The sequence below is a fragment of the Synechococcus sp. CCY9202 genome (assembly GCF_034931685.1).
GTDB lineage: Bacteria > Cyanobacteriota > Cyanobacteriia > PCC-6307 > Cyanobiaceae > CBW1002.
Genome location: NZ_JAYGID010000127.1, coordinates 1 through 15,661, shown reverse-complemented (window position 1 = coordinate 15,661; position 15,661 = coordinate 1). Strand labels below are relative to the sequence as shown.

General features: G+C 68.0%; 15 protein-coding genes. 8 read left to right on the top strand and 7 right to left on the bottom strand.

Annotated elements, in window-relative coordinates; all coding sequences use genetic code 11:
- Nucleotides 1–48 precede the first annotated feature (48 nt).
- Nucleotides 49–2,838, top strand: a complete 2,790-nt coding sequence (locus VB777_RS15495; protein ID WP_323250040.1) for a cation-transporting P-type ATPase — start codon at nucleotides 49–51, stop codon at nucleotides 2,836–2,838.
- Nucleotides 2,839–2,843: 5 nt separating this feature from the next.
- Here VB777_RS15495 and gorA read toward each other — a convergent pair whose 3' ends face one another.
- The 3 genes from gorA to VB777_RS15480 form a co-directional block, all read right to left on the bottom strand.
- Nucleotides 2,844–4,250: a glutathione-disulfide reductase gene (gene gorA, locus VB777_RS15490; RefSeq protein WP_323250038.1), complete on the bottom strand. Its 1,407-nt coding sequence runs from the start codon at nucleotides 4,248–4,250 to the stop codon at nucleotides 2,844–2,846.
- Between the two features lie 99 nt (nucleotides 4,251–4,349).
- Nucleotides 4,350–5,018 (bottom strand): pentapeptide repeat-containing protein, encoded by a 669-nt coding sequence (locus VB777_RS15485; RefSeq protein WP_323250036.1) that lies wholly within the window; start codon nucleotides 5,016–5,018, stop codon nucleotides 4,350–4,352.
- Between the two features lie 41 nt (nucleotides 5,019–5,059).
- Complete coding sequence (locus VB777_RS15480; RefSeq protein WP_323250034.1) at nucleotides 5,060–5,365, bottom strand: metalloregulator ArsR/SmtB family transcription factor; 306 nt, start codon at nucleotides 5,363–5,365, stop codon at nucleotides 5,060–5,062.
- Between the two features lie 329 nt (nucleotides 5,366–5,694).
- Here VB777_RS15480 and VB777_RS17510 point away from each other — a divergent pair, with 329 nt between their 5' ends.
- Both VB777_RS17510 and VB777_RS15470 read left to right on the top strand, forming a co-directional pair.
- Nucleotides 5,695–6,039, top strand: a complete 345-nt coding sequence (locus VB777_RS17510; protein WP_416238375.1) for a ferritin family protein — start codon at nucleotides 5,695–5,697, stop codon at nucleotides 6,037–6,039.
- Between the two features lie 182 nt (nucleotides 6,040–6,221).
- Complete coding sequence (locus tag VB777_RS15470) at nucleotides 6,222–7,523, top strand: NupC/NupG family nucleoside CNT transporter (protein ID WP_323250032.1); 1,302 nt, start codon at nucleotides 6,222–6,224, stop codon at nucleotides 7,521–7,523.
- A 147-nt stretch (nucleotides 7,524–7,670) separates the two neighbouring features.
- Here the strand turns inward: VB777_RS15470 and VB777_RS15465 are convergent, their stop codons facing one another.
- The 4 genes from VB777_RS15465 to VB777_RS15450 form a co-directional block, all read right to left on the bottom strand.
- Complete coding sequence (locus VB777_RS15465; protein ID WP_197159233.1) at nucleotides 7,671–8,609, bottom strand: phycobilisome rod-core linker polypeptide; 939 nt, start codon at nucleotides 8,607–8,609, stop codon at nucleotides 7,671–7,673.
- A 302-nt stretch (nucleotides 8,610–8,911) separates the two neighbouring features.
- Nucleotides 8,912–9,709: an acyl-CoA desaturase gene (locus VB777_RS15460; RefSeq protein WP_322757094.1), complete on the bottom strand. Its 798-nt coding sequence runs from the start codon at nucleotides 9,707–9,709 to the stop codon at nucleotides 8,912–8,914.
- Between the two features lie 175 nt (nucleotides 9,710–9,884).
- The gene (locus tag VB777_RS15455; protein ID WP_322757093.1) at nucleotides 9,885–10,823 is read right to left on the bottom strand and encodes an ion channel; all 939 of its coding nucleotides are present in this window, start codon (nucleotides 10,821–10,823) and stop codon (nucleotides 9,885–9,887) included.
- Complete coding sequence (locus VB777_RS15450) at nucleotides 10,820–11,071, bottom strand: hypothetical protein (RefSeq protein ID WP_197155025.1); 252 nt, start codon at nucleotides 11,069–11,071, stop codon at nucleotides 10,820–10,822. The genes VB777_RS15455 and VB777_RS15450 overlap by 4 nt, the downstream gene beginning before the upstream one ends.
- A 184-nt stretch (nucleotides 11,072–11,255) precedes the next feature.
- On the opposite strand from VB777_RS15450, the gene VB777_RS15445 reads away from it, so the two are divergent.
- The 5 genes from VB777_RS15445 (at nucleotide 11,256) to VB777_RS15425 (ending at nucleotide 15,517) form a co-directional block, all read left to right on the top strand.
- Nucleotides 11,256–11,921, top strand: coding sequence for a Fe2+-dependent dioxygenase (locus tag VB777_RS15445; RefSeq protein ID WP_197155027.1), 666 nt, complete (start codon nucleotides 11,256–11,258; stop codon nucleotides 11,919–11,921).
- A gap of 97 nt (nucleotides 11,922–12,018) precedes the next feature.
- Nucleotides 12,019–12,708 carry a biliverdin-producing heme oxygenase gene (locus tag VB777_RS15440; protein WP_197170052.1) on the top strand — a complete coding sequence of 230 codons (690 nt, stop codon included), beginning with the start codon at nucleotides 12,019–12,021 and terminating at the stop codon, nucleotides 12,706–12,708.
- A gap of 71 nt (nucleotides 12,709–12,779) precedes the next feature.
- Nucleotides 12,780–14,165, top strand: coding sequence for an oxygen-independent coproporphyrinogen III oxidase (gene hemN / locus VB777_RS15435; RefSeq protein WP_323250028.1), 1,386 nt, complete (start codon nucleotides 12,780–12,782; stop codon nucleotides 14,163–14,165).
- Between the two features lie 51 nt (nucleotides 14,166–14,216).
- Nucleotides 14,217–14,768, top strand: a complete 552-nt coding sequence (locus VB777_RS15430; protein ID WP_197155033.1) for a hypothetical protein — start codon at nucleotides 14,217–14,219, stop codon at nucleotides 14,766–14,768.
- Nucleotides 14,769–14,824: 56 nt separating this feature from the next.
- Nucleotides 14,825–15,517 (top strand): DUF429 domain-containing protein, encoded by a 693-nt coding sequence (locus VB777_RS15425; protein WP_323250026.1) that lies wholly within the window; start codon nucleotides 14,825–14,827, stop codon nucleotides 15,515–15,517.
- Nucleotides 15,518–15,661: the final 144 nt, after the last annotated feature.

The following is a 15,661-nucleotide window of genomic DNA, read 5'->3' as shown; positions in this document are numbered from 1 at the left end:
CCGTGAGTCTGGCGATCCACTCTTGGATCACCCTGCCGCTCAGGCTTCGTGCTGCTCTCCGCCGCCCAGCCGATCTGGTCGCTCCCGCAGAGCGAGGTGTGCGACGCCCTGCAGACCACCCCGACCGGGCTGAGCAGCGCCGAGGCTCTGCGGCGACTGGAGCGCTTCGGGCCCAACAGTCTGCCGGCCCTGCGTCGCCGCTCCCTCTGGCTGCGGTTCGTGGATCAGCTGGTGCATTTCATGGCCCTGTTGCTCTGGATCGCCGGCGGCCTGGCCTTTGTTGCAGGGACCCCGGCCCTCGGCTGGGCGATCTGGGCCGTGGTGCTGATCAACGGGGCGTTCTCCTTCTGGCAGGAATTCCAGGCTGAACGCACCCTGGCTGCCCTGACGCGCGCCCTGCCCCGCCAGGTGCAGGTGTGGCGCGATGGTCAGCTGCAGACCTGCCAGGCCGATCAGCTCGTTCCAGGCGATCGGGTCGCCCTGGAGGAAGGCGATCAGGTGCCGGCGGATGGGCGCCTGCTCGAATCGATCCGGCTTTATCTGGATGTGTCGGTTCTGACCGGCGAATCCCTGCCGGTGGCCCGTCAGGCCGAAACGCTGCCGCCGGAGCGCAGTGACCATCCGATCCCCACGCGCGAGCGCTCCAATCTGGTGCTGGCCGGCACCACCGTGACCGCCGGCCGTGGCATCGCCGTGGTCTATGCCACCGGCGCCGAGACCGAGTTCGGTCAGGTGGCCCACCTCACGGCCAGCACCGAACGCAGCCCCAGCACCCTCGAACGGCAGGTGGCCCGCATCGTGCGGGTGATCACCACGATCGCGGTCTCGATGGGGCTGCTCGTGTTCGGTCTCAGCCTCGTGTTTGTCGGCATGGGGCCCTTGGAGGGCCTGGTGTTCGCCGTGGGGATCCTGGTGGCGAATGTGCCGGAGGGACTGCTCCCCAGCGTCACCCTCGCCCTGGCCCTGAACGTGCGCCGCATGGCCCAGCGCAACGCGTTGGTGCGGCGTCTGTCGGCGATCGAAACGCTCGGGTCGGTGAGCGTGATCTGCAGCGACAAGACCGGCACCCTCACCTGCAATCGCATGGCAGTGCAGGACACCTGGCTGCCGTACCCGGACCCGCTGCTGCACAACTGGTTGCTGGTCTGGTCGTGCCTGTGTTCCAACGCCCATCTCGAGCTGGCCCCGGCCCGGCATGTGGTGGGCGATCCCACCGAGGCGGCCCTGCTGGTGGCGGCCGATGCGGCCGGACTGAACCCCGAGCGGTTGCCCCAGCTCCATCCCCGCCGCCAGGAGATTCCGTTTGATTCGCACCGCCGTCGCATGAGCGTGGTGGTGGAGGCGGGCCCGGGCTGGCAGTCCGGTGGAAAGGGCTGGGGCTGGCTGGAGTCTCAGGCTCTGGTTATCACCAAGGGGGCGCCGCTGGAAGTGCTCGACCATTGCGTGTCGGGCATGGCTGCGGCGGGTCCGATCCCCTTGCTGGAGCCCGAGCGTCGCCGCATCCGCGAGGCCAATGACCGGCTGGCGAGCCAGGGCTACCGGGTGATCGCCGTGGCGATACGGCTGCCGCCCCACGATGGCGGGTCCGGCACGGATGCCAGTGAGGCTGTGGAGCAGCAGCAGGTGTTCGTGGGGTTGCTGGGGTTGTACGACCCCCCACGGCCGGAGGTGCCCGAGGCGATCCGGCGCTGCCGCGAGGCCGGCATCAAGGTCACCATGGTGACGGGCGACTACGGCGTGACCGCCCAGGCCATCGCCCAGCAGATCGGCCTGCTTGAGCCCAGCGCCGTCCGTCAGGCGGATCCGGTGCGGGTGATCGAGGGTGACGCCCTGGCCCGGATCAGTGATGTGCAGCTGCGCCAGCTGCTCAAATTCCGCACCCGCCTGGTGTTTGCCCGGATGGCTCCAGAGCAGAAGCTACGGCTGGTGCAGGCCTATCGCGCCCTCGGGGAGGTGGTGGCCGTGACCGGCGACGGTGTCAACGATGCCCCGGCCCTGCGAGCCGCCGATGTGGGCCTGGCGATGGGATGCAATGGCACCGATGTCGCCCGGGAAGCGGCCGACATCGTGCTGCTGGACGACAACTTCGCCACGATCATCGAGGCGATCCGCTACGGGCGGGCCGTGGTGAGCAATATCGGCAAATTTCTCACCTACATCCTCGCCTCCAACGTGCCGGAGATCCTGCCGTTCCTGGCGATGGTGGCGCTGCGCATCCCCGCGGCCCTCACGGTGCTGCAGATCCTGGCGGTGGATCTGGGCACCGATCTGCTGCCGGCCCTGGGTCTGGGGGCGGAGCCACCGGAGGCCGGTGGCATGCGCCGACCACCGCGGAAGCGGGATACGCCGTTGCTGAGCGGAGCCCTGTTGCTGCGGGCTTACCTGTTCCTCGGCTTGATCGAGGCCGTGCTGGCCATGGGGGGCTATCTGCTGGTGTGGCAGGGGGCTGGCTTTGATCTGGCGGCGCTGCGGCAGCTGGCGCCGGCCCTGTTGCATCGCAGTGCTCCAGCCGAGTTGCTCTGGTTGCAGCGGCAGGCTTCGGCCGTGGCCTTCTGTCTGATCGTGTTCTCCCAGGTGGGGGTGCTGCTGGCCTGCCGCAGGGAGCGGAGCAGCGGCTGGTCGTTGCCGGCCTGGCGGGACAATCCCCTGCTCTGGATTGGGGTCATGGCTGAGCTGGCCCTCACCGCCGCCTTGATCCTGACGCCGGCCCTGGCGGAGTTGTTCGCCATGGCCCCCTTTCCTGCCGCCTGGCTGCCCTGGATGCTGGTGGCGCCGGTGACCATCCTGCTGGCGGATGATCTGCGCAAAGGTCTGCTGCCGCTGCAGCGTGCCGGTTGACAGGCTCAGTTGGCCATGGTCACGAATTCTTCAGACACGCTGGGGTGCAGGGCCATGGTTCGGTCGAAGTCCGCCTTGGTGGCTCCCATGCCGATCGCAATGGCGGCCATCTGGATGATCTCGGCGGCGTGCTCACCCACCATCTGAACCCCCAGGACCCTGTCGGTGGCCGCCTCCACCACCAGTTTGAGCAGTACCCGCGGACCTCGAGCGGGCAGGGCCTGGGCTATGGGGCGGAACCGGGCCCGATGCACCCGCAGGCCCTCAGGGCCGCAGCGGGCGATCGCCTCCTCTTCGCTCAGGCCCACCGTGGCCAGTTCCGGCTGACTGAACACGGCACTGGCCACCAGGTCATGGTTCACCTGCCTCGGTTTGCCGCCATACACCGAGTCGGCGAAGGCGCGCCCCTCATCCACCGCCACCGGGGTGAGGTTGATCACGTCGGTGGCATCTCCCACCGCGTAGATATGGGGCACGTTGGTGGCCTGGTTTCTGTCCACCGGGATGCGCCGGCCGTTGTCTGTGGCCACGCCGGCCGCATCCAGGTGCAGAGGCTCCAGATAGGGATGGCGGCCGGTGGCCAGCAACACCCCACCACAGGCGATCTGTTCGCCGCTCTGGGCTGTCACCACCAGGGCCCCCGGCTCTCCTGCGATCTGGGCGGGGCTGTGGGCGAAGCGGATGTCGATGCCGGCCGCTTCCATGCCCTCCTGCACGGCGTGGGCGGCCTCCAGATCAAAGCCGCGCAGCAGGTGATCACCGCGCACCAGCTGGGTCACCTGGACGCCGAGCCCATTGAGGATGCAGGCGAATTCGCAGGCGATGAAGCCCGCACCCACGATCACGACCCGTTCCGGCAAGGATTCGAGCAGGAACAGGTCGTCGCTCACCCAGCAATGCTCGGCCCCCTGGATCAGCGGGCGGGTGGGTCGGCCCCCCACGGCGATCAGGATCCGTTCACCGCGCAGGATGCGGGGAGGGCTGCCGGGGGCCGGATCCGTTTCCGAGGACTGGTCCCGGAGCGTGGCTGGTGTTGCCGTCACCGCGACGCTGTGGGAATCGAGGAAGTGGCCCCAGCCACGTACCAGCTCCACCCCCGCCTTCTCGAGCAGGCCGATGTGCAACTGGTTGAGCCGATCCACTTCGGCGCGCACGTTGGCGAGCAGGGTGCCGGCGTCGTGGCGCACCTCTCCCATCGACCAGCCGTAGCTGGCCGCATCGGCCAGCAGGTGCTTGTAGGCGGAGCCGTAGACCAGCAGTTTCTTGGGCACGCAGCCGCGGATCACGCAGGTGCCGCCCACCCGATCCCCTTCCACGATCGCCACGCGGGCGCCATAGGACGCGGCCCGTTTGGCGGCGGCCAGGCCGCCGGAGCCGGCACCGAGCACGATCAGATCGAAGTGGTCGCTCATGGCAGGGGAGCTCTCGATGCCTATCGCTGGGCCTCAAGCTATGTCAATCAGGCGAACTCACTTGGGCGAGGTCTCTGAGGTCAGGTGATCAGCGGGCGTTCAGTCGGGCAGCAGGGTGCCGCTGAGGACGGCCTTGTCGAGCCGGGCGCTGGCCAGGGATGTGTCGCGCAGGTCGCAGCCGCTCAGATCGGCTTCACTCAGATCGGCGCCCGAGAGGTTGGCGCCGTAGAGGCAGGCGCCGTAGAGGCAGGCGCCGCGCAGGTCGGCGCCGTGCAGCTGGGAGCCCTGCAGCTGGGCATAGCTGAGATCGGCACCCCGCAGATCGGCGCGGCCCAGATCAGTGAGCTGGTCGAGGCCGCTGCGGAAATCGGCCTCCACCAGGCGGGTGTCGCGCCAGTGGCTGCCGGCTGCCACCACCCCCCGCAGGCAGCAGCGGTGCATCAGGGCCCCGGAGAAGTCGGCGTTCTGGAGCCGGGCGCCGGAGAGATCGGCGTCGTGCCAGAAGGAACCCGCGGCCTGCAGCCCGGAAAGATCCGCTCCCCAGAGCAGGGCCCCCTGGAAACGGCAACCGGTCACCCGGGCCCGTTGCCAGCGGCTGCGGCCGAAGCGGGCTTCCTGGAAGGTGCCGCCGCTGAGGTCACAGTCGCTCAGGTCGAGATCGACACCATCGAGATCACGGAGTTGCAGGCCCGGGAACTGCCGATCTCCAGCGGCGAGGGCCTGGCGCAGGCTTTCAAGATCGGTGGGCAGACCTGGCGAGACAGGCACGTCTGCAGAGGAGGGAGACGACACAGCAGCTCGGCAGCCTGTCAGAGGATCGCCGCCAGGGCGTCGAGCTGCTGGCGCTTCGCCGAGAGCATCAACTTTTCGGCGCGGGCCAGCAACTTGAACACGCTTTTATCGATCACCTCGTAGAACACCAGGCTTCCCTCCGGCCGTCGCCGCACCACACCGGCGATGGTGAGCAGCTTGAGGTGTTTCGATACCAGGGCCTGGCTGTGGCCTGTCTTCTCAACCACGGCCGTCACGTTGAGCGGTCCGGCGCGCAGGGCGTCGAGCACGGCGAGCCGGTTGGGTTCGGAAAAGACCTTGAAGTATTCGGCGAGGGCGTCCATCGCGGAGAGGGCCGCAACAGGCGGCGATGGCTGGAGTCCAAGCCTAGCGTGGATCTCCATCATCTGGTCAACGCGCTCTGCTGTTTCAAGAAAACTGGGAAGACGTTGTATTGCGATGACGTTGTTTCAAGTTGTCCTGTCCCAACCCGGCACAGCCCGGCCGTTCCGGTCGCGCCCTCGCCCTCGCCCCGGCTTCGAGTCCATTCCATGCTCGGCGCGATGGAGGCCGATGACAACCGCGAGCACGTTGATCGCAAGGCGCCGTTGAACCGGCTGGGTCATCGTTCAGCAGCGGAGACGGAGGACCAAGAGAGTGATCTGGTGCGGTCGTGCGTATTGGATTTTCCGGCTTTCTGCTGTTCAAGGAGCTCTCCAGCCGATTGCAGAAGGCTGGCCGTCCGGAGCTCAGCCGCCTGTTCAACCTGATGGCCCTCGATGAGGCGCGCCATGCAGGCTTTCTCAACCGTGCCCTGATGGCCGAAGGCATCGAGATCGATCTGCCCAGCCTCGGCACCAAGCGACCGATCACCTGGTTTCCGCTCAGCTGGGTGCTGGATTCGTTCTGCCTCACGGAATACATCGGCACCTGGCGTTCCATCCTCATCGACCGCCCTCTCAAGGCCCATCCTGACCATGCCTTCGCGCCGTTGTTCGACTGTTTCGAGCCCTGGTGACAGGACGCGAATCGGCATGGAGACTTTTCAACCCGTTGATCCGTTGCTGGCCTGGCCTGCGTCAGGGGCTTCAAGGGCGACTGCTTCGTCGATCTCCAATGTTCTGCCATCGCAGCCATGGCCGCAGCATGGGCCGCGCCGCCTTAAGTTGACGCCGCTACAGCACCCGTGGCAAAAGGACCATGCTCTGGCAGGCGGTGCGAGGAACTCTCGGAATTGCACTGCTGCTCTTGGTGGCGTGGTTGTTCTCGCAGGATCGGAGGGCCACGCCCTGGCGGCTGATCGGGGTGGCCCTGGCCACCCAGCTGGGGCTTGGGGTGTTGCTGTTTCAGCTGGCGTTCGGCCGGGTGGTGTTTTCCTGGCTGAATGGGGCTGTGGTGGCGCTACTGGCGCCTGCCCGCACGGGTGCTGAATTCGTGTTTGGCCCGCTGGCGGTGCCCGCGGGCGAACAGGGCAGCCTGGGCTTGATCCTGGCCTTCCAGGCCTTCCCGATTGCCATTTTTTTCGCAGCTCTCACGGCTCTGCTCTATCACCTGGGGGTCATGCAGAGGGTGATTGCCACTCTGGCGCGCTTCTTCCGCCGGAGCCTGGGAATCACAGGCGTGGAGGCAACCGTGACCGCCAGCAATGTGTTTGTGGGGATTGAATCGATGCTCACGATTCGCCCTTATCTGGCCACTGCCCAGCCGCATGAACTGGCGGTGGTACTCACCGCCGGCATGGCCACCATCGCCAGCACCATGCTGGGGCTGTATGTGGGTGTGCTCCAGCCCCACTTTCCGGGCATTGCCGGCCATCTGATCACGGCCAACCTGCTGAGTGCTCCGGCGGCAGTGATGATGGCGCGCCTCCTCGTGCCGGCACCGCTGGTGCGGCTGCCTGTACCAGCCAGCGAATCACGGCCGCTGCTGCCCGAGCCGGTGCAAGAGGTGCGCTATGGGAGCAGCGTGGAGGCCATCACCCAGGGCGCCAACGATGGCCTGAAGCTGGCCGTGGGCATCACGGCCGTGCTGATTGCCTTCGTTGGACTGCTCGCCTTGACCAATTCAGGCATCGGCTGGGTGGGCGGCTGGTTCGGCCAGCCGCAGGTCACGCTGCAATCCCTGCTGGCCTGGGTGTTTGTTCCGTTTGTGTGGATGATCGGAGTGCCCTTCAGCGACGCGGTACCAGCTTCGGAACTGCTGGCGTTGCGGCTGGTGGCCACGGAGGTGCCTGCGTTCGTCAGCCTGGCCAGCAGCCTGCAGGCGGGCCAATGGAGCGATCCGCGCTCGGTGGTGATCCTCGCTTACGCACTCTGCGGCTTTGCCCATCTCCCCTCGCTGGGAATCTTTGTGGGGGGGTTGTGTGCGTTGGCGCCCGAGCAGAAGGGAGTGGTGGGAACACTGGCCTGGCGCGTGCTGCTGGCCTCCACGCTGGCTTGCCTGCTCACCGGTGCAGTGGCAGGATTGCTGGGTGGATTCACGGGATTCTCGTTGACACCATAAGCGTTGTTGGTGCTGATGCCAGAGCTGCGGGCACCAGATGTGCTGGCCCGAAGCATGACGACGCGCCGAAAACTTTTGGTTGAGGGGCTCCCGCCATCGGGGAGCCCCCACTGCTCAGGTGTTGTTGGCGACCCTGGGCAGCAGCTCTCAGCTCACCGCTACATCCACAACCCGGCCGCCGAGGCGATTGACCCGACGCAGGGCTTCATTCATGCGGCTGAAGGGAATCCGCAGCACGTAGGCACCACTGCGGACGTAGGAATTGTCGGCGATGCCGGTGGCGGTGATCGTCACCACGCGGCCAGAGGCGTCGCTGCTGCGGCTGCCGGCATCCACCCGCAGGGCTTCGCGGCGATGGCTCTGGGTGGGGGTGCTGCGGAACTCACCGGACTCGAACGACTCGCCCAGATCGTGGGTCGTGCTCACCAGGGCCTGGAACGGTCCTTCGGTGGAGACAATCACCACTCGGGGTGCCGAACCCTGGACGGGCAGAGCCCGATCCTGATGGAGGGCTTTCCCAAGCCGGAACTGGTTGCCGGAGGCGTCGCCCTTGGCTGAGGCGGCGGCGCCACGGGCCAGTTGCATCAGCCAGGAGAACTGGCGGCCCTCATGGCCCTTGGAGTAATCCCAGCCGTGCAGATAGGGAACGGTATCCTGACCAAAACGCTCCTGATATTCGACGCTATCGATGTAGGAATCAATCTCTGCATCATAACCCTGCTCCTGCAGGATTGTGAAGTGATGCAGCATCTCCGCCTTGTTCTGGGGAGCCCGGCCGAGCAGATGCTTGTGGTTGAGCTCAATGAAACGGTAGGGATTGCTGTTCTCGAAGAAGCGGCTGCGGTAGAGGCCGCTCTTGGCGACGGCCCGCACCAGCTCGCGGACGTTGAGGTAATCGTTGCGGAACAGGGATTCCACGGCGCTCAGCCGTTCGCTGGCCATCACGTATTGATAGCCGAGAACCTGCCGATAGACCGCCCGGATGATGGTGCTTCGGTCCTCGGATGAGGCGTGCGACCAGCTTTCCTTGTCGCGATCATTGGCGAAGCGATCAATGCCCAGCTGGGGCGCTCTGACCAGGGTCATGCGAAGAATGGCAAAAGGGCTAGGGGAGGGCACATGGCAACAGTCATGGCCGGCGCGATGCTAGGTGTAACTGTCCGAGGAAATCATGCAACGGCGTCGCTGTATGCAAGCTCTACGAATCTACTGCTTGAATGATGCGTTTGCTCACGAAATATGTAGTCATGTTATGAGCATCTCGTCCGGTCGACCTCCCTATCCATCCCCTCCGGCTCGAACCCCCTGAGCTTTTGATCTCTCGAGCTCCTGGGCCTCCGTTCCTGGCTCCTCGTCCCTGAAGCTGAAGCTTCGCCCGGGCTTCGGCGTCAGGCCCGCATGCGGCTGGCCTGATGGCTGTCCAGTCGGATCAGGTCAGCTGTGCTGCCACCGCTTTGGCGGCGACGGGCCCGCAGGGCCTGGTCGGAGGGGAGGCGCAGCTGGCTGGCCAGGCCCAGCTGCTTCAGCAGCAGGATGAAGCGATAGGTGGGATCGGGCAGGACAACCGGTTCGCCCTGGCGCAGGCCCAGGCCCTGGCGGGCTGAGGAGGGGAAGGCGTGGTGCAGGTTGTGCCAACCCTCACCCAGGGTGATCAGGGCGACCCAGCGGTTGTTGCGGCTGGCATCGCCGCTCTCGAAGGGCTGCTCTCCCCAGAGGTGGGCCGCGGAGTTCACCGTCGCCACGCCGTGGAACAGGACCGTGGTGCTGAGGCAGAAGGCCGCCAGCCAGGGCAGGCCGCCCAGGGCGTAGGAGAGGCCCGCCAGGGCCAGCACCGGCAGCATGTGCAAGCGGTCGATCGCCCGCAACACCGGATCGGCTTCCACATCCGCAGGCAGCTGTTCGGGGAAGAAGCTGCTGCTCAGCAGCCAGCCCGCCTGGGAACGCCAGAGGCCATGCCACCAGCCCGTCGCCGGCTGCAGGGGGCTGTGGGGGTCGCGGGGGGTGTCCACATGGCGATGGTGCTGCTGGTGATGGGCCTTCCACCAGCTCGGTCCCATCTGTCCGGCGGAGGCCGCCACCAGGGAGCCAAGCCACCAGATCGGCCGCGGTGCCCGGTAACTGCCGTGGGTGATCAGCCGGTGGTAGATCGCCGTGGTGGCCAGCATCCGCGCCAGATACAGCCCCACGGCCCACAGCGCTGCTCCCAGCTCCAGGCCCGTGCTCAGCAGTAGCAGGCAGCCCAGATGGCTGAGGATGATCAGAACGGGGCCACATCCGTAGGCCAGCCGGCGGCGAAGAGGGATCAGAAATCAGCTCACAGCAGGACTGATCCTAGGCAGCCGACACGGCTCGACTGAACGGTCAGCCTTCCTCCGCCCGTTCTTCCCCGGGGTCTGGCATCGGGCAGGCGCGCGTCTGGTGGAAGCGGGAGAAGTCGATCACCGCCCGGGCACCGTCGGTTTCCACCATGTCCACGAAGCAGCGCCCGTAGGCGATGCAGTCGACCGGATAGCTGGCGTGGGCGTGGATCGGACGCTCCAGGATTCCGTCGGTGCCGCTGAAGGACACCACCACCTCGGCATGGTCCACCGCCAGCTGGTCGGGACCCAGTCCCCACAGGGGGCTGTCGCGGTTGATCGGATGCATCGCCGTCCAGGCCAGGGTGAAGGCGATGCCGTCTTCCCGGCTGAGGCGCAGGGGATGCAGTCGCCGCATCCGGTGGCCTTCGCTGCTGCGCTCGTCGATGCTGAGGTAGGCCTTCAGATTCGCTCCCAGGATGGTGTTGCGTCGCTCATTGGCCACCCGGAAGGTGAGGGTGGGAACGCCGTTGTAGGGATGCACCGCCGCCAGGCTGGAGAAACGGATCCGGGCCGAGCTGCGGGAAAAGCGGGCAAAGGCCAGGCCGGTGGTGAGGGCGATGAAGATCAGCCCCGTCAGCGCCTCGGCGGTCACGATCAGGTGGGCGGTGAGGCTGCTGGGGTGGAGCACGCCGTAGCCGATCGAGCCCAGGGTCTGGACGCTGAAGAAGAAGGCGTCCGCGAAACTGGCCGCGCCTCCGCCTGAAACCCCGCCGATGCCGGCCGGATCCAGCCGGTACAGCGCGGCGAACAGCAGGTTGATCAGCAGGTACAGCGTCGTGATCAGCCCCAGGAACAGGGGCCACGACACGGACAGCATCAGCAGGTAGGGCTCTCGCCAGTGGCGGAAGCCGCTCTGTGCCTCGGTGATCGTGAGCAGGCCCCTCAGTCGTCTGGCCTGTTCCCGTTGTTCGGGTCGGCGCTGCGGCCGCCTCTGGCTCACTCCTCGCCGCCTTCGCCGCCTTCACCGCCTTCATCTGAACCGTGCATCTCCTGATCCTTGGTCTTGCCCTGCATCGCCCCCTCGCCCATCGCTTCCTTCTGCATCTTCGGTGCGGTCTGCGGAGCCGGCGTGCTCATGCCGGACGACTCTTCGCCGCCACTGCCGGAGTCGGGTGCCTTGCCGCAGCCCACGGCTCCGGCCATCAGGCCGGCGGTGGCAAGAAACAGAGCGATGCTGGGGCGGGCCATGGAGGTGGTGCGGCTGGCCACCATTCTTGAGGAGACCGCGCCCGGCGGTGGCTGCTGGGCGGAGCAGGTCGTGATCCATCGGCCTGGCTGACGTGATCAACCGCCGCAGTGGCGCGGATCAACAGGCACAGCGCGGCGTGATCCAACGGCAAAGCATGGTGGGATCCACCGACGGCCTCCGTTCATGCGCTTCATTGTCGAGCCCCTGTTCAGCCCTGAGGCGACCCGTGCCCTGGCTGAGGCGCTGCGGGCCGACGACGCTCCCTGGCGGCCCGGTGCCGAAACCGCCGGTTGGCATGCCCGCGGGGTGAAACGCAACCGGCAGCTGGAGCGGGGCTCCGACCTGCATCACCAGCTGGAGGCTCAGGTGCGGGAGGCCCTGCTGGCCGATCCGCTGGTGCGTTCGGCGGCCCTGCCGTTGCATGTCCATGGGGTGCTGTTCAGCCTCACCGGCCCTGGCGAGGGCTATGGGCGCCACGTGGATAACGCCTTCATGGCCGGTGGTCGCTCTGACCTGTCCTTCACGGTGGCCCTCACCGATCCAGCGGCCTACGAGGGTGGTGATCTGGTGCTGGAGTCGCCGGATCGGGAGGAGCGCGTGCGTCTCGGCTCAGGCCAGGCGATCGTGTATCCCAGCACCCTGCTGCATCGGGTCGAGCCGGTCACCGCCGGTGAGCGCCTGGTGGCGGTGGGCTGGATCCAGAGTCGCATCCGCAGCAGTGAACAGCGGGAACTGCTGTTTGAGCTGGACGCGGCGCGGCGGGCCCTGTTTCAGCAGCAGGGCAAGGGGGAGATCTTCGATCTGCTCTGCCGCAGCTACACCAACCTGCTGCGGATGTGGGGCGAGTGAGGCCGGCGCCCCGGAAGCCATGTAACAATTTTTCTGCGTAACAACAGTAGCGTTATACAGTTTGACTGTTGCTTCGTCGCTTTCGGCGTGTCCGCCCATGACTGCTGCCATCCCCGGGTCCATCTCGGACCATGCCCGGCCTGCCGATGCCGTGATGCGCAAGGGGTTCGGGCCACGCGTCCGGCGGCTGCATGGCCGCATCGGCGCCGCGCACCACAAAGCGGAAGGCATGGCCTTCTCCCGCTCGCTGCTGGCCGGAGAAGCCAGTCCGCTGCAGCTGGCCGCCCTGCTGCGGGCCCTGGCACCCGCCTACGCCCTGATCGAGCGGCGGGGGCCGGCCCTGGCGGAGGCCCTCGGGGCCACGCTGCCCTGGGCTGATCTGGCTCGCAGCGCCGCCCTCGGCCATGACCTGGCCCAGCTGGAGGCTGCGGCCGTTCCCGCCACGTCTCCGTCTGCCGCCGCCAGCTCCTGGCTCGAGCAGCTCTCCACCCTCGCTGAGACCGCGCCCCACCGCTTCCTCGCCCACGTGTATGTGCGCTACGGCGGTGATCTCTCCGGCGGGCAGCAGCTCAGCGAGCAGGCCAATGCCATCCTGCGCCGCCACGGCCTGCCTGCCGTGGAGTTCTGGCAGTTCGACCGGCCCCTGAGTGAGCTCAAGCAGGGTCTCCACGACGGCTTCGAGCAGCTGCGGCTCAGCGAGTCCCAGGAGCAGGAGCTGCTGCAGGAAGCGGAGGACGCCTTCCTCGCCACCCAGCGCCTGCTGGCCGAACTGGGCGAGCTGGTCTGAGCGGAGCGCCGCTGTCCAGCCGTTCCCCATCCGCTCTCGCCGCACCCTTCGCTCCCCTAGCCCCCGATCTGATGACGTTCGCGCCATCCCGTTCCGTTTCTGCCGCCAAGCCCTCGGTTTCCACCCCGATCGCGCTGCTGCTCAAGTACGACAAGCCGGTGCCGCGTTACACCAGCTACCCCACCGCCGCCTCCTTCTCGGAGGCGGTGGGCGCCGCCGATCTGGCGGCCCAGCTGGCCAGGCCCGCTGCCGAACCCCTGTCGCTGTATGTCCATGTGCCCTTCTGCCGCCATGCCTGCTGGTATTGCGGTTGCAACCGGGTCACCACCCAGGCCGGCTCCCGGGTGGTGGGCCCCTATCTGCAGGCGCTGGAGCGGGAGCTGCAGCTGATCGGGGCCGCCGCGGGCCAGCGGCGGCGGGTGGGGCAGCTGCACTGGGGCGGCGGCACCCCCAACTACCTCACGCCGGCGGAACAGGGGCAGCTGTGGGAGCTGCTGGATCAGCACTTCGATCTCGCCACCGATCTGGAGGCCTCGATCGAGGTGAATCCCGAGTTCCTCAGCCGTGACGAGCTGCTCGGCCTGCGCCGGCTCGGCTTCAATCGCATCAGCTTCGGCATCCAGGATGCCGATCCCGAGGTACAGAAGGCGGTCAATCGGGTGGTGCCCGTCGAGCAGCTCCGCCGGGCGATGGCCTGGATGCGGGAGGCCTCGTTCGAGAGCGTCAACGTGGATCTGATCTGCGGCCTGCCGCTGCAGACACCGGAGCGCTTCCGCACCACCCTGGAGCTGGTGCGGGAGCTGCGGCCCGATCGCATCTCCCTGTTCTCCTTCGCCTATCTGCCGCAGCAACTGCCCCTGCAGCGCAAGATCGCGGCCGAGGATCTGCCCAGCCAGCACCAGCGGCTGGCCATGCTGGAGTCCGCCAGCCAGCTGCTCGCCGCCGCCGGCTACGACGCTATCGGCATGGATCACTACGCCCTGGCGGGCGACAGCCTGGCGGTCGCGGCCCGCGAGGGCCGGCTGCACCGCAACTTCCAGGGCTACACCACCGGTGGTGAGCTCGATCTGCTGGGGGTGGGCCCCACGGCGATCAGCCAGTTCCCCCATCTGTTCAGCCAGAACCTGCGTGATCTGCGCGCCTACTACGCCGCGCTCGAGGCCGGTCGCCTGCCGGTGGAACGGGGCCTGGTGGTGCGCGATCCGGCGGTGCTGGAACGGCGCCGGCTGATTCAGGAGGTGATGTGCCGCTTCCGGGTTGCGCTGCCCCTGGAGGGTTTCGCGCAGGAGTGGCACGACCTTCAGGCCCTGGCCGCGGATGGCCTGGTGCAGCTGCAGCGCCAGGGCGATCAGGGCCTGGTCGAGGTCACGTCCCAGGGCCGCTGGCTGATCCGCTCGATCGCCGCGGTGTTCGATCCGGAGCAGCGCCGGCGGGCCAGCGGTTCCCGGCTGGTCTGACACCTGCGCGGCGGCCCGCCGTCAGGATGGCCTGGTCTGGCTGCCGGTGCGATGGCCCCTGCCTCCCCGTCAGCGCTGCCGGCCCTGGCAGCGCTGCCCTCCCTGGCGGATCTGGAACGCCGTGCCGCAGGCGGCGGCCTGCTTCTGCGCCTGCAGGTGTCCGACCGTCTGGGGATCCGGGGCCTGCGGGTGGTGGTGGCCCGCTCGCGGCCGCAGCAGCCTCCCCTGCTGCTGGGGGAGCTCAAGGGCTGGGCGCTCCCCACGGCCGCGGGCCTGCAGCTCGACACCATGCGGGTGCAGGGACAGGACACCGCCGCGGTGGGCCCCTTGATCTGGGCCGCCACCGGCGCCTGGGCCCTGGAGTGCACGCCCTGCCGCCAGGCGCGCCTGCTCGCCATCCGCGACGATCCGCGTCAGCACCGCCGCTTGGTGCGCTATTTCGAGCGACTTGGCTTCATGCCGCTGCGCGACCTCGGCGCCGGTCCGCTCGATCTTGCCCTGCGCCTGGTGTGGGGCGGGACGGGGTTGCTGATGCGCGGCGAGCTGGTGGAGGTGCTGCGGCGCAGCGTGCGGCGGCTGGAATGGATTGCCCCAGGGCCTTGAGGGCCGCGGCCAACAGCCGCGCGCCAGGATCGCCTCCCCAGCACGGACGGAACGGCATGCAGGGCTTGCGCGGGGTGGATGGCTGCCGGGCCGGCTGGCTGGCGGTGTCCTGCGAGGGACCGGGGGAGCCCGTCACCGCCCGGCTGTTCCCCTCCGCCCTTGAGCTGCTGGAGGGGCCGGGCTGGCACCTCACCGCCATCGACATCCCCATCGGTCTGCCCGAAGCCGGGCCCCGCCGCTGCGATCGCGAAGCCCGCCGCCTGCTGGGCCCCCGCCGCAGCAGTGTCTTTTCAGCGCCCCTGCGCGGCGTGCTGGCCGCCACCAGCTACCCGGAGGCCTGTGCCTTGTCCCAGGCGGCCCAGGGTTGCAAGCTCAGCAAGCAGGCGTTCCACATCCTCGCCAAGGTGCGCCAGGTGGACGCCTGGTTGCAGCGCGATCCAGGCCAGGCCCGCTGCCTGGTGGAGGTGCACCCGGAGCTGTGTTTCCGCGAGTGGAACGGTGGTGTGCCGATGCCGCACCCCAAGAGGAGCGCCGCCGGCGCCGCCGATCGCCTGGCCCTGGTGGAGCGGATTTTTCCGGGGGCGGCGGCCGCGATCCGCGCCCGTTTCCTGCGCCGCCAGGTGGCCGATGACGACATCCTCGATGCCCTGGCGGCCCTGTGGAGCGCCGCGCGCATCGAGGCCGGCACGGCCCTGCGCCTCGGCGGCGACCTCGACGGCACGGGCCTGCCGATGCAGATTCTGGTCTGAATCTGGTACAGATGAACTACTGTGAGCTGGTTCGGCTGGTTGCCGTGTCCGGATCCCGTCCCCGTTCCTGCTTGCCCGCTCCGCCACCCGCATCGCCACCCGCGCCGCCGCCGGAGCCGGCCGTTGCCGGGCCCTGGCGCCTGG

Coding starts and splice junctions, on each gene's coding strand:
- gorA (WP_323250038.1), bottom strand. CDS start 4,250: ATGAGCGACCACTTCGATCTGATCGTGCTCGGTGCCGGCTCCGGCGGC.
- VB777_RS15480 (WP_323250034.1), bottom strand. CDS start 5,365: ATGGACGCCCTCGCCGAATACTTCAAGGTCTTTTCCGAACCCAACCGG.
- VB777_RS15470 (WP_323250032.1), top strand. CDS start 6,222: ATGCTCTGGCAGGCGGTGCGAGGAACTCTCGGAATTGCACTGCTGCTC.
- VB777_RS15465 (WP_197159233.1), bottom strand. CDS start 8,609: ATGACCCTGGTCAGAGCGCCCCAGCTGGGCATTGATCGCTTCGCCAAT.
- VB777_RS15450 (WP_197155025.1), bottom strand. CDS start 11,071: ATGGCCCGCCCCAGCATCGCTCTGTTTCTTGCCACCGCCGGCCTGATG.
- VB777_RS15445 (WP_197155027.1), top strand. CDS start 11,256: ATGCGCTTCATTGTCGAGCCCCTGTTCAGCCCTGAGGCGACCCGTGCC.
- VB777_RS15440 (WP_197170052.1), top strand. CDS start 12,019: ATGACTGCTGCCATCCCCGGGTCCATCTCGGACCATGCCCGGCCTGCC.
- hemN (WP_323250028.1), top strand. CDS start 12,780: ATGACGTTCGCGCCATCCCGTTCCGTTTCTGCCGCCAAGCCCTCGGTT.
- VB777_RS15430 (WP_197155033.1), top strand. CDS start 14,217: ATGGCCCCTGCCTCCCCGTCAGCGCTGCCGGCCCTGGCAGCGCTGCCC.
- VB777_RS15425 (WP_323250026.1), top strand. CDS start 14,825: ATGCAGGGCTTGCGCGGGGTGGATGGCTGCCGGGCCGGCTGGCTGGCG.